A 12,221-nucleotide genomic window follows, 5' to 3' on the forward strand; every position below is an offset into this window, starting at 1 on the left:
CGGGTTCTCTCCTCTCCCCGCGGGCGGGGAGAGGGATGGGTCCCCGTTCAGGGGACACATCGAGCCCGAAGGGCGGGGGGTGAGGGGGCATCTCCGGTTGTGGCTCCTCCGGACCCACCCCCTCACCCTCGCTCCGGCTTTCGCCTGCGCTTGCCGCATCCCCGACAAGGGGGATGCGGCCCTCTCCCCGCCCGCGGGGAGAGGGGAGAGGCCGCGCCATTCATTTTTTTTCCCGGACAGCCCTACGCCCGGGTAGAGGCGATACGATGGGTTGCGGCCGGGAAAGGCCCTCACCCAGCATAATGCCGCCCCAGCACCTCGCGCACCCGCGCCACCATCTCGTCCACCGGCACCGAGAACTGGGCCGGGCGGGCGGCCTTCCACTCGGCATTGCTGCCGATGGCATCCGCCGCCTTGGCGCCTTCGATCAGGTCCTTGATCTGGACTTCGCCCTTCTCCCGCTCGTCGCTGCCCTGGATGACGACGCAAGGCGCGCCGCGGCGGTCGGCGTACTTCATCTGGGCCTTCATGCCGGAGGCGCCGAGATACAGCTCCGAGCGGATGCCGGCCTGGCGCAGACCCGCCACCAGCGCCTGGTAGGCGGCGGTCTCCTCGCGGTCGAGCACCAGCACCACCACCGGACCGGGGGCGGCCTGGCCCGACACGATCGGGCTGCGGACCACCTGGAGGGCGGAGAACAGGCGCGAGACGCCGACCGAGAACCCGGTCGCCGGGACCGGCTCGGAGCGGAAGCGGCCGACGAGGCCGTCATAGCGCCCGCCGCCGGCCACCGAGCCGAAGCGCACGGTCTGGCCGTCCTCGTTGACGACCGGGAAGGTCAGCTCGGCCTCGAAGACCGGGCCGGTATAGTATTCGAGGCCGCGCACCACCGAGGGATCGGCCCGCACCCGGTCGTGGCCGTAGCCCGCCGCCTCGCACAGCGTCATGATGGTGTGCAGCTCGGCGATGCCCTGGCGCCCGGTCTCGGACGCCCCGACGACCTCGCTCCAGCCGCCGAAGAAGTTTTCCCAGAAGGCGAGGCGGTCGCCGCCCTCGGTGGGGCTCGCCTGGAACGAGACGTAGCGCAGGATGCGCTCGATCGCCTCATCCGAGAGGCCGGCGCCCTTGGTGAAGTCGCCGCTCTCGTCCTTGCGGCCGGGGCCGAGCAGCAGGCTCACGCCGTCGGCACCCAGGCGGTCGAGCTTGTCGATCGCCCGCAGCACGGTGAGGCGCCGGCCGGCCTGGTCGTCGCCGCCGAGCCCGATCGCCTCCATCACGCCGTCGAGGACCTTGCGGTTGTTGACCTTCACCACGTAGTCGCCGCGGCCGATGCCGACCTTCTCCAGGGTGTCGGCGGCCATCATGCAGATCTCGGCATCCGCCGCGACGGTCGGGGCGCCGACGATGTCGGCGTCGAACTGCATGAACTGGCGGAAGCGGCCCGGGCCCGGCTTCTCGTTGCGGAAGACGTAGCCGGCGCGGTAGCTGCGATAGGGTTTGGGCAAGGCGTCGAAATGCTCGGCGACGTAGCGGGCGAGCGGCGCCGTCAGGTCGTAGCGCAGGGACAGCCAGGACTCGTCGTCGTCCTGGAACGAGAACACGCCCTCGTTCGGCCGGTCGAGGTCGGGCAGGAACTTGCCGAGCGCCTCGGTGTACTCGATGAACGGGGTCTCCACCGCCTCGAAGCCGTAGAGTTCGAAGCTCTCGCGGATCTTGTCCAGCATCCGGTTGGTGGCGGCGATCTCGGCCGGCCCGCGGTCGACGAGGCCGCGCGGCAGGCGGGGCTTGAGGGTGGCGGCCTTCTCGGCCTTCGCGGACTTGGACATCGGGTCTCGCAAGGACAGGAACGGGTCCGGCGCGGCCAGCTCCGTCACGGGGACGGGCACGGCGGGACGCGGACGCAGGTTTCGCCGGGCTCTAGCCCATTTGCCGGCGGCTGCAAACCGATGCCTGCCTCACGCCTCCCGGGTCGCCAGCCAGCGCACCCGCGCCGCCTCCAGCCCCCACACGATGCCGAGCATCATGTAGACGTGGCGCCACTTCTCGATGTCGATCTGCACCGCCTGGAGAAAGAACATCAGCAGGGCCGGAAACACGATCTGGGCGTGGCGCCGGTAGGGCGTGTCCTGGCTCATCAGCCTAAAACCCACCCGGCTCGTCATCAGCACCAGGAACACGAAGGTGACGCCGCCGATCCAGCCGCCATTGGAGAAGGCGCCGATATAGGAATTGTGCGGCTCGAGGTTGAAGGTCCGGCGCCAGCGCAGCGGGCCCATGCCGAGGGGGTCCTCGATCAGCATGCCGATGCCGCGCAGCTGGTTGCCGAAGCGGCCGGTCTCGCCCTCGTCGTAATCCTGGGTGACGGCGGCGCGCTTGGCGAAGGTCTCGCCGACGCTGCCGACGGAGAGGAGCCCGACCAGGGCCACCGCGCCGAACCCCGCCGTGAGGGCGGCGAGCAGCACGATGCGGCGGCGTAAGCGCGGGGCGCTGGTGCGGTAGAGCATCAGCACCATCAGGCCGCTCACCACCAGGGTGCCGCCCCAGGAGCCGCGGGAGAACGACAGGAACACGCCGGCGAGCAGGATGAACAGGCCGAGGCCCGACAGGAGCGGGCGCCGGGCGCGGCCGGTGAGCAGGTTGTGCATCAGGTAGAGCGCGCCGAGGGTCAGAAACGACCCGAACACGTTCGGATCCTGGAACGTGCCCGAGGCGCGGCCATACATGCTGAACAGCTTCTCGTTGCCGATCAGCTCGAGGTAGCCGCCGATGCCGAGGATGGCGCAGAACAGCGTGCTGGCGGTGTAGACCTTGAGGGCGGCCTCGACCCGGCGGTCGCTGTCGTCGGAGAAGAACAGCGTGAAGAAGATGCCCGTGACCGCGAGGTAGCCGAGTTGCACCGTCCAGACCGCCGGCAGGTCCTCGTCGAGATAGGGGATCAGCGCGACCACCGTCGCCGCGACGAAGGCGAGGAGAATGATGACGACGGGGATCGCGCCCCGGTACAGCCGCACGCCGAGCAGGACCCAGAGCACGATCGTCGGGATCGCCACGATGTCGTAGGGCGAGGTGTCCGAGAAGGCGAAGCAGGCGAAGAAGATGAACGCCGCCATCAGGACATGGCCGAAGCCGCGCAGCAGATGGAGGAACGGCACCGCCGCGAGGTCGCGGCGCGGCAGGACGAACGTGGCCATCGGGCGCCTCTTCGGGTGACGACGCCCGGGAGATTAGCGGCGGATGGTGTGCGCGGGCTGAAGCGACATGGTGAACGAAGTCGAAACGGACTGATCGGATCGTATCACCAAAGTGCCCGGCCCGTCCGGGGCCTGGACCGGCTGCGTCACCATGCTGTCGATCGGGCAGGCCCCAAAACAGCGCGGCCCCGCCGCGGAACGCACGACGGGGCCGGATACTCGGGAGAGCCGGTACGCAACTTGGCTCCCCAGGAGAATGGCGCGACGACATGAATCCTTCGTCAACGCCGCCGGCGGATCAGCGTGCCGCCAGCTTCGCGGCGGGCGCGAGGCCGGTCCTGGCCGTCCCCTCCCCGTCGGCGGGCCGCGCCGGGGGGCGGGCGGCGTAGCGGCGGGCAAGCGCGGCGCAGGCCATGAGCTGAACCTGGTGGAACAGCATCAGGGGCAGCAGGATGCCGCCGACATCCTGGCCGTCGAAGATCACGTTCGCCATCGGCACGCCCGAGGCCAGGCTCTTCTTCGAGCCGCAGAACACGATGGTGATCTCGTCCTCCTTCGCGAAGCCGAGGAGGCGGCTCGCCGCGGTCGTGATCGACAGCACGGTGGCGAGGAGCACGAGGTCGACGACCAGCATGGTGGCCAAAGCCGGCAGGGGCGTGCGGCTCCACAATCCTGTCGTCACCGCATGGCTGAAGGCGATGTAGACGATGAGCAGGATCGAGCCGCGATCGACCACCATGGTCAGGGGCTTGTGCCGGCTCAGCCACGGGCCGAGGCGCGGTTGCAGCAGCTGGCCGACCGCGAAGGGCAGCAGCAGCTGGGCCATGATCTTGCCGACCGCCCCCCAGTCGAAGCCGTGATGCTGGCCCTGCGTGCTGAGCAGCACCGTGAGGAGCAGCGGCGTGATGAACATGCCGAGGATGTTCGAGGCCGAGGCCGAGCAGATCGCCGCCGGCACGTTGCCGCCCGCCACCGACGTGAAGGCGATGGAGGATTGCACGGTCGAGGGCAGCACGCAGAGGAAGAGGACGCCCGCGGCGAGCGCCGGGGTCAGCAGGGCCGGGCTGAGCAGGCCGGCGGCGAGGCCGAGGATCGGGAACAGCACGAAGGTCGAGGCGAAGACCACGAGGTGCAGGCGCCAATGCACCAGGCCGGCGAGCGCCGTCTGCCGGTCGATGCGGGCGCCGTGCAGGAAGAACAGGAGCGCGATCATGCCGTCGGCGAAGACGCCGAGCCACTCGGCCGCCCGGTCCTGGACCGGCAGGACGCTGCCGAGGATCAGGGCGCCGACGATCATCAGCGTGAAGGTGTCGGGTCGGAAGCGGGAGAGCATGGCGGGCCGGAGGGTCTGCAAGGGTCTCTGGAAGGGTCCGGTCTCCCTAACCGGCCGGCGCCCGGATGGGTACGCAAGGCGCCAGGATTACAGTTATCGTGAAATGCGATAGCCTGATCATCGCTCATGCAGGATGCGGAGGGCCGGAGTGACACGCCTGATCGATCCCGTGCTGCTGCGCACCCTGGCGGCGGTGGTGCGCAGCCGCAGCTTCAGCCGGGCGGCCGAGCAGCTCGGCCTCGGCCAGTCGACGGTGAGCCAGCACATCCAGCGCCTGGAGGCGCAGACCGGCCATCGGCTCGTGGCCCGGGACACCCATTCGGTGGCGCTGACCCCGGAGGGCGAGACGGTCCTAGGGTTCGCCCGCACGGTGCTCGACGCGCATGAGCGGCTGGAGCGGGCGCTGTCCGGCGGCCCGGTGCGGGGCAAGGTGCGGTTCGGCGCCTCGGAGGATTTCGTGCAGAGCCGGCTGTCGGAGGTCTTACGCGATTTCCGCGAGTCCTATCCGTCGGTGGACCTGGAACTGAGCGTGGCGCTCACGGGCTTCCTCCACGACGCGCTGGCGCGGGGCGAACTCGACCTCGTGCTCGGCAAGCGCCATGTCGGCGAGACGCAAGGGATGCTGGTGCGGCGCGACCGGCTGGTCTGGGTCGGGCTCCCCACCGCCCTGCCGGAGCGGGGCGAGCCGGTGGCGCTGGCGAGCTTCCCGGCCCCCAGCATCACCCGGGCGGTGGCGCTGGCGGCGCTGACGCAGGAGGGCCGGGCCTTCCGCATCACCTGCACTTGCGCCAGCCTCAGCGGCCTGCGGGCCGCGGCTTTGGCCGGCGTCGGCCTGATGGCGCAGCCCCGCAGCCTGATCCCGGACGGGTTGCAGGAACTGGCGCATCCCGACCTGCCGCGGCTGGCCGATGTCGAGTTCGTGCTGTCCGGCCCGGGGCTCCACCGGGAGCCGAGCCGGGCGCTGGCGCACCAGATCCTGAACGCGGACATCTGGGATTGATGCCGTGCCCGGATGATGGGGGTCAGTACCCGATGGCGCCGCGCTTGAAGCCGAAGCCCGGGATCTCGCAGCCGCAGGAGCTGTTGAGGGGAGCCGGCCGGGTCGGGCAGTTGCCGCGGGCGGTGACGCAGACCCGGCCGATGCGGCCGCCATACTCGCGGTAGCCCGGCCGGTCGTAATCGTGGCGGCGGGACCGCGGGCGCTCGTCGTCGTAGCGCTCCTCGTAGCGGCGGCGCGGGCGCTCGTCGTCATAGCCGTAGCCGTACTGCGCGAAGGCGGGCGCGACGCCGAGGCCGAGGGTCAGGGCGGCCAGGGCCGCGGTCATCACGGTTCTCACGAATCTCTCCGTCGTTTCGGACGATGTGCCGGATCATTTCCGCCGGTCACGCTAGGCGTCCGCACATGAACGCCGGCTGAGGCGCTGCGGTGCCGTTGCGGCATATCGGAAATGCTGGGGAAATCCGACCCTGCCCGCGATCCTCGCGGCGATCCTCGGGGCGATCCCGGCCGCGCGACGGTTGCCGTCGGCGGGGAGCGTCGCCACTTATACCAACGGCCGAAGATGCTGACGCATCCGGCCGTTGGCTCAATCTCGAATTTTCGATGCCAAGCCAGAGGCTTGGCGAAAATTCGAGAACGGCACCAAAGGTCGTTTCCAACGACCGTTGGTATTACGCCCAGTATCCATCCGACAGCGCGGGCCGGCCGCTCGACGGACCGGCCCCAAGCACAGGGACGCCGACAGTGAAGGACGCGGAGATGGAGCTGCTGAAGCTCGCTGCCCTCGACGCCGACGATCTCGCGGTCATCTCGACTCACCTCCAGGATGCGGTCCTTCGGACCGGAGACCTCGCCTACCTGCCCCGGGAGCGCCGCTTCGCTCTGGTGGCGCGGCGCTTCGACTGGGAATGCCCCGACGGTGCCCCGCCACGGCGGCGGCTGACCGGCCTGCATTTCGAGCGGGTGCTCGCCGTGCGCTGCCGCAACATTTCTCGCGACGAGCCCGATGCGCCGCTCGAACTCCTCGCCATCACCTTCGAGCCGGGCGAGGCGCCCTCCGGCACCGCCACCCTGGTCTTCTCCGGCGGCGGCGCGATCCGGCTCGACCTCGAATGCATCGAGGCGGCGATGAAGGACCTGGGTCCGGTCTGGCAGGCCGAGAGCAAGCCGGTTCATGCCGCCCTGGACTTGCCCCTCGACGCGGCGTGAATTTTTTGGCAGTCGGCGGGCCTCGGATCGCTCCCTGAGATCGACCCTCCGTTCCGCCGACCACGAGACCGGACACAGCATGCAGCGCCTCGATTCCCGCGACCCCGATTTCGAGGCCCGGTTCACCCGCCTGCTTTCGGTCAAGCGCGAGGTGGCGGAGGATGTCGACACGGCGGTGCGCGACATCATCCGGGACGTGGTGGAGCGCGGCGACGCGGCGCTGATCGACTTCACGACGCGCTTCGACCGGCTCGCCCTCACCCCCGACACCATCCGGGTCTCGCCCGACGAGATCGACGCCGCGACCGCCGCCTGCTCGGGCGAAGCCCTCGACGCCCTGGTGCTGGCGAAGGAGCGGATTGAGACCTATCACCGCGCCCAGGTGCCGGCGGACCACCGCGAGACCGATGCCCTCGGGGTGACGCTGGGCTGGCGCTGGACCGCGCTCGAATCGGTCGGGCTCTACGTGCCCGGGGGCACCGCGAGCTATCCCTCCTCGGTGCTGATGAACGCGGTGCCGGCCAAGGTGGCGGGCGTGCCGCGGATCGCCATGGTGGTGCCGACGCCGGACGGGGTCACCAACCCGCTGGTGCTGGCCGCCGCGAAGCTCGCCGGCATCGACGAGGTGTTCCGGGTCGGCGGCGCGCAAGGAGTGGCGGCTCTCGCCTACGGCACGGCGACGATCAGGCCGGTCGCCAAGATCGTCGGGCCGGGCAACGCCTATGTGGCGGCGGCCAAGCGCCGGGTCTTCGGCCAGGTCGGCATCGACATGATCGCCGGCCCGTCCGAGGTGCTGATCCTGGCGGACGCCTGCGCCAACCCCGACTGGGTCGCCGCGGACCTGCTCGCCCAGGCCGAGCACGACACGGCCGCGCAAGCCATCCTGGTCACCGACAGCGATGCGCTGGCGGATGCCGTTGCGGCAGCTGTCGAGGGGCAGCTCAGGACCCTGCCGCGCACCGCGATCGCCACGGCGAGCTGGCGCGATTACGGCGCGATCGTGCGGGTCGAGCGGCTCGCCGACGCGATCCCGCTCGTCGACCGCCTCGCCCCCGAGCACCTGGAGATCGAATCGGCCGACGCCGAGGATCTGGCGGCGCGGGTGCGCAATGCCGGGGCGATCTTCCTCGGCGCCCACACGCCGGAGGCGATCGGCGACTATGTCGGCGGCCCCAACCACGTCCTGCCGACCGCCCGCTCGGCCCGGTTCTCCTCCGGCCTCGGCGTGCTCGACTTCATGAAGCGGACCTCGCTCCTCTCCTGCACGCCGGAAGCCCTGCGGGCCTTGGGGCCCGCCGCGATCGCGCTCGGCCGCTCGGAGGGGCTGGACGGGCATGCCCGCTCGGTGGCGATCCGCCTGAACCTTTAACCGATCCGAGTCACCCTGCCCTAGGTCCGGCTTGCGCGCGTGGCCGCGCTCGCCTCTGCTGCACGTCCTGTAAACGTCCGCGAGACGACTCGGGGAGGAGATCCGATGGCGAGCGAGGCTCCCGATCCGCGACAGCGCCTGGCGGCGGTGACGCTCGACGAGGATTCGATCGGGCGCGGCAACCCCGACCAGGAGCACGAGCGCGCCATCGCGATCTACGACATCCTGGAATCGAACCGCTTTCGCGTGGCCAATCACGAGGGCGGGCCCTACGCGCTGGCGCTCGGCCTCGTCGAGAACAAGCTGTCCTTCGCGATCTCGACCGCCGACGGCCAGCCGGTGATGACCCATCTCCTGTCGCTGACGCCATTCCGAGGCGTGATCCGCGACTACGAGATGATCTGCGACAGCTACTTCAAGGCGATCCGCACCGCCTCGCCGAGCCAGATCGAGGCGATCGACATGGGCCGGCGCGGGGTCCACAACGAGGCGTCGGATCTGCTGCGCCAGCGCCTGGAGGGCAAGGTCGAGATCGACCACGACACCGCCCGCCGGCTGTTCACCCTGATCTTTGCCCTCCACTGGAAGGGCTGACCCGGTGTCCGGAAGCCCCCTTCCGGACAGCGCCGCTCCCGCCGGGGCCGGCCCTTCGAAGCCGGACCCGGCGAAACCGGGCCGGCGGGTGCAGTCGGTGCTGTTCGTCTGCAACTTCAACGCCGTGCGCTCGGCCTGCGCCGAGGCGCTGGCCCGGCACTATTTCGGCAAGTCGGTCTACGTGCAGTCCGCCGGCGTCCGCAGCGGCGAGCCCACCGACCCGTTCATGATTTCCGCCCTCGACGAGATCGGCATCGACGCCTCGCGCCACCGCCCCCGCACCCTGGAGGAGCTGGAGGAATGGGAGGGCCTGAACTTCGATCTGATCGTCTCGCTCTCGCCGGAGGCGCACCACGCCGCCCTCGAGCTGACCCGGACGGTGGCCGCCGATGTCGAGTACTGGCCGACGCCGGACCCGACCGTGTCGCAGGGCTCGCGCGAGCAGCGCCTCGACGCCTATCGCGACGTGCGGGACGGGCTGGGGTTTCGCATCCGGCAGCGGTTGCGCTGACAAGACTTGATCGTCAACCGGAGGCCGGTACGTCCGCGTTGCTGGATTTTCCTTTCGGAAGGCCCGACTATCCCCCGAGACGGGGCATGAGCCCACGCGGGATGCCTTGGGGAATCAGGTGATGCCGTTACGGAATTTACGGGTGGTGATCCTCGGCGCGACGGTCTTTGGCATGGCGGTCCTTGGCGCGACGGGCGAGGCCCGCGCCCAGGCCAGGCTGTGCGGGCCATACTGCCAGATCTGCGTGGACATGCTGCGCATTCCCCGCGGCCCGAGCGGCGAGCCCTTGTTTCGACAATCGCCGGTGAGCAAGGCCACGTTCCGGGAGTGTATCGTCCGCTCGCAGCCGAATGGCGGCGTTGCTCGCACCGGTAACGGGAAGAGGACGGTCGCGCCGCCGTAACGGCGATTCCGGCGGGCGTTTCCCGTCAGAGGCCCAGCGCCCGCCCCAAAGCCACCACCCCCATCCCGGCCAGCACCGCCGCCAGCTCGAACCGGGTCAGCGCCATCACGCCGGCGGCGGTGACGAGGCCGAGGAGCCCCGGCAAGCCGGCCGACAGGCCGGTGGGGAGGGCGGTGGCCACCACGATCGAGCCCGGCAGGGCGCGCAACCCCCGCTCGACCCGAGGGGTGAGGCGCACGCGGCTCATCAGCACCACGCCGGAGGCCCGGCACAGATAGGTGACAAGGGCGAGCGCCAGGATGGCGATCCAGGGCCCGGCCGGCCCGGCGAGGACCGCGTCGATCATCGCGCCGCCCCGTCGTCGACGAGGAGGCCGGTGACGAGGCCGGCCGCCGCGCCCGCCGCGATGAAGGCGTAGCCCGGCACCAGCCGCTGCACCAGGAGCGCCACCACGCCCGAGGCGAGCCAGGGCAGGGCCGGCCGCATGCCGCGCCAGAGCGGCGCCAGCATGGCGGCGAAGAACACCGGCAGGATCATGTCGAGGGCATAGGCCCGGGGCTGGGTCACCAGGGCGCCGGCGAGGTGTCCGGCCGCCGTCGAGGCGACCCAGAGCGGCCACAGGCCGATGCCGGACCCGAACAGCACGCCGAGGTCGCGGCCGCCCTCGGACCGGTGGCGCACGCCGATCAGCCAGCTCGCATCGACGAGCACGAACAGCGTCATCGCGGTGCGCCAGAGCGGGGTGCCGCGCATCCAGGGCTGGATCGTGGCGCCCATCAGGATCATCCGGGCGTTGATGAGCCCTGTCACCGTCATGGCGGCCAGGAGCGCGCTCACCGTCCAGGGCTGGCCCCAGACTTCGAGGGTCACCATCTGGGCCGAGCCGGCATAGACGAGGGCGCTGGCGCCGACGGCTTCCGCTAGGCTCACGCCGCGCTGGGCCGCCGCGGCCCCGAACGCGGCCCCGAACACCGCGATGCTGGGCCAGAGCGGCAGGCTGAGCCGGATGCCCGTGAGGATGCCGGCCCGGGTGAACGGCGCGGCGGACGCATGGGACATGAGAGAAGGGGGTATCGGGAGCGGGAGGCTCGTCTGTTGCTCTCCCTCCCGGCGGGCGTCAATCCGCGGCCGGGCCTGCCTGGGTTGCGGGATCCGCACCCATGGCCGCCGACATCATGGTTGACGAATCGTGACCGGATGGCATTGACGAAGCGTTTCCACGTGAAACAGCACCGTTTGCCTCGTCAGGGCGGGAGCGGCTGCATGATGCTCACCCGAGGCTCGCAGGCCCGCCTCGCTCACAAGGGTGACGGCGCGCAGATCGTCGGTGAGCCTCCGCGCCAGCGTCTCGCGGCTCAGGGACACTGAGCCGTCGGCCGGTGCCTTCTGCCGCACGCGCCATATCAGGGCGGGATGGGTCGCCGTCACGGTCCAGGTCGTGATGCTGCGGCCGTTGCCGTCGAGAACGGCGCTCGGCACCCGTTCGTCGTGCGGACTGACCCAGATCCCGCGGCCGAGCAGGTTCGACGGCCAGACGAGAGGCGGAACGGTCGTGATCATCCGGCGCGAACTCCTCCCCTCTCCTTCCGGCACCGGCCTCGGAACGGTGAGCCTCACACGTCATTGGAATGATGATGTCGTCTAGCGCGCCGCCTGATCGAGCGCAAGCTTGTCTTCACTGGACGAGCTTGTGAAATGCTTGAGCTTGCGAGCGAGACAATCAGCAATTGCGCTGCTATCGACCCTCGTTCCATCTATCACATTGATCTTCATATTCCTCAAAAAAAACTTTAACGCAATCGAGACGACCCATCGTCACGAGACATTGTTATTATTTTCATGATGGTGGTGGAGGCTCCGGCCTGGATCCGCGATCGGGGTCTCGGGCGAGGCGGCGGGCGGCGGGATCAGTGTTGCGGTCTCACAACATGAGGGGCGGAAGTGGAAGCTCGGCCGCAGAGCGGGGATTGTGATCCGTGCCGGGATCGGCAGTTTTGGTGGCGAGGGCGGCTCCCGACCATGAGGCTGCGATGATGTCACGGGCGATGCACGATCGACCCGGCGGGCCGACACCCGCCATCCGGCCGCAGGGCCGGCCGGCCGACGACGCGGGCCGCATGGCCGCGTTCCTGGCGCCTGGCCTCCGGGCCACGTTCGACGGCTGCCTGACCGAGGCGCTGCCGGCGGATCTCGCCGGTCCTCTTGCCGATCTCCTGGGACGGCTCGACCGTCCCCGAGGCGCGCGGAGGCCGGGCGACCGCGATGCGGCCCTGCGCTGCCCCCGCACACCCGATTCCTTCCAGCGTTCGTAGAGTCCGATGAGCGACATTGCCGCCGAAACCAACCGCATCGTGGCCTTCCCGCAGGCCGTGGCCGCGGCCCCCGTCGACGAGAACACCGCCTCGATGATCGAGGTGTTGCAGGAGCAGTTGCGCCTCGCCCGCGAGGGCAAGCTGCGCTCGGTCGCGGTGGTGTCGGTCTCCTCGGATGGCGGGGCGATCGGCACGCAATGGTCCTGCACCCACGGCGACATCACCAGCCTGATCGGCAAGCTGACGGTGCTCACCCACGACATGATGGCGGCCCGCAAGTAATCGCCATCCACCCCTGA

15 protein-coding genes are annotated in these 12,221 nt (G+C 70.1%); 7 read left to right on the forward strand and 8 right to left on the reverse strand.

Annotated elements, in window-relative coordinates; genetic code table 11:
• Positions 1–290 precede the first annotated feature (290 nt).
• The 3 genes from hisS to VP06_RS21715 all read right to left on the reverse strand — a co-directional run bounded on the left by hisS (position 291) and on the right by VP06_RS21715 (position 4,524).
• The gene (hisS, locus tag VP06_RS21705; RefSeq protein ID WP_048465871.1) at positions 291–1,826 is read right to left on the reverse strand and encodes a histidine--tRNA ligase; all 1,536 of its coding nucleotides are present in this window, start codon (positions 1,824–1,826) and stop codon (positions 291–293) included.
• A 129-nt stretch (positions 1,827–1,955) separates the two neighbouring features.
• Positions 1,956–3,191, reverse strand: a complete 1,236-nt coding sequence (locus VP06_RS21710) for an O-antigen ligase family protein (protein WP_048465872.1) — start codon at positions 3,189–3,191, stop codon at positions 1,956–1,958.
• A gap of 298 nt (positions 3,192–3,489) precedes the next feature.
• Complete coding sequence (locus VP06_RS21715; RefSeq protein WP_048465918.1) at positions 3,490–4,524, reverse strand: bile acid:sodium symporter family protein; 1,035 nt, start codon at positions 4,522–4,524, stop codon at positions 3,490–3,492.
• A 148-nt stretch (positions 4,525–4,672) separates the two neighbouring features.
• Here VP06_RS21715 and VP06_RS21720 point away from each other — a divergent pair, with 148 nt between their 5' ends.
• Positions 4,673–5,524 (forward strand): LysR family transcriptional regulator, encoded by an 852-nt coding sequence (locus VP06_RS21720; protein WP_156295709.1) that lies wholly within the window; start codon positions 4,673–4,675, stop codon positions 5,522–5,524.
• Positions 5,525–5,546: 22 nt separating this feature from the next.
• Here the strand turns inward: VP06_RS21720 and VP06_RS21725 are convergent, their stop codons facing one another.
• The gene (locus tag VP06_RS21725; protein WP_425350938.1) at positions 5,547–5,861 is read right to left on the reverse strand and encodes a hypothetical protein; all 315 of its coding nucleotides are present in this window, start codon (positions 5,859–5,861) and stop codon (positions 5,547–5,549) included.
• A gap of 422 nt (positions 5,862–6,283) precedes the next feature.
• Here VP06_RS21725 and VP06_RS21730 point away from each other — a divergent pair, with 422 nt between their 5' ends.
• The 4 genes from VP06_RS21730 (at position 6,284) to VP06_RS21745 (ending at position 9,207) form a co-directional block, all read left to right on the forward strand.
• Positions 6,284–6,733: a DUF2948 family protein gene (locus tag VP06_RS21730; protein ID WP_048465875.1), complete on the forward strand. Its 450-nt coding sequence runs from the start codon at positions 6,284–6,286 to the stop codon at positions 6,731–6,733.
• 79 nt (positions 6,734–6,812) lie between these two features.
• Positions 6,813–8,102 carry a histidinol dehydrogenase gene (gene hisD / locus VP06_RS21735; RefSeq protein WP_048465876.1) on the forward strand — a complete coding sequence of 430 codons (1,290 nt, stop codon included), beginning with the start codon at positions 6,813–6,815 and terminating at the stop codon, positions 8,100–8,102.
• Between the two features lie 105 nt (positions 8,103–8,207).
• Entirely contained in the window at positions 8,208–8,696 is a 489-nt protein-coding gene (locus tag VP06_RS21740; RefSeq protein WP_048465877.1) for a UPF0262 family protein, read from the forward strand.
• Positions 8,697–8,784: 88 nt separating this feature from the next.
• Complete coding sequence (locus tag VP06_RS21745; protein ID WP_048465878.1) at positions 8,785–9,207, forward strand: arsenate-mycothiol transferase ArsC; 423 nt, start codon at positions 8,785–8,787, stop codon at positions 9,205–9,207.
• A gap of 114 nt (positions 9,208–9,321) precedes the next feature.
• On the opposite strand, the gene VP06_RS36550 is transcribed toward VP06_RS21745, so the two are convergent.
• The 4 genes from VP06_RS36550 to VP06_RS21765 form a co-directional block, all read right to left on the reverse strand.
• Positions 9,322–9,459, reverse strand: a complete 138-nt coding sequence (locus tag VP06_RS36550) for a hypothetical protein (RefSeq protein WP_156295710.1) — start codon at positions 9,457–9,459, stop codon at positions 9,322–9,324.
• Between the two features lie 176 nt (positions 9,460–9,635).
• Entirely contained in the window at positions 9,636–9,956 is a 321-nt protein-coding gene (locus VP06_RS21755) for an AzlD family protein (protein ID WP_053081977.1), read from the reverse strand.
• Positions 9,953–10,669: an AzlC family ABC transporter permease gene (locus VP06_RS21760; RefSeq protein ID WP_048465880.1), complete on the reverse strand. Its 717-nt coding sequence runs from the start codon at positions 10,667–10,669 to the stop codon at positions 9,953–9,955. Before VP06_RS21760 ends, VP06_RS21755 begins: the two co-directional genes overlap by 4 nt.
• Positions 10,670–10,783: 114 nt before the next feature.
• Positions 10,784–11,170, reverse strand: a complete 387-nt coding sequence (locus VP06_RS21765) for a hypothetical protein (protein WP_048465881.1) — start codon at positions 11,168–11,170, stop codon at positions 10,784–10,786.
• Between the two features lie 485 nt (positions 11,171–11,655).
• Between VP06_RS21765 and VP06_RS21770 the strand changes: the two genes are divergently transcribed.
• Together VP06_RS21770 and VP06_RS21775 are read left to right on the forward strand one after the other, a co-directional pair.
• Entirely contained in the window at positions 11,656–11,922 is a 267-nt protein-coding gene (locus VP06_RS21770; RefSeq protein WP_156295711.1) for a hypothetical protein, read from the forward strand.
• Positions 11,923–11,928: 6 nt separating this feature from the next.
• Positions 11,929–12,204 (forward strand): hypothetical protein, encoded by a 276-nt coding sequence (locus VP06_RS21775; protein ID WP_048465883.1) that lies wholly within the window; start codon positions 11,929–11,931, stop codon positions 12,202–12,204.
• Positions 12,205–12,221: the final 17 nt, after the last annotated feature.

The organism is Methylobacterium aquaticum (genome assembly GCF_001043915.1).
In the GTDB taxonomy this organism is placed as follows: domain Bacteria; phylum Pseudomonadota; class Alphaproteobacteria; order Rhizobiales; family Beijerinckiaceae; genus Methylobacterium; species Methylobacterium aquaticum.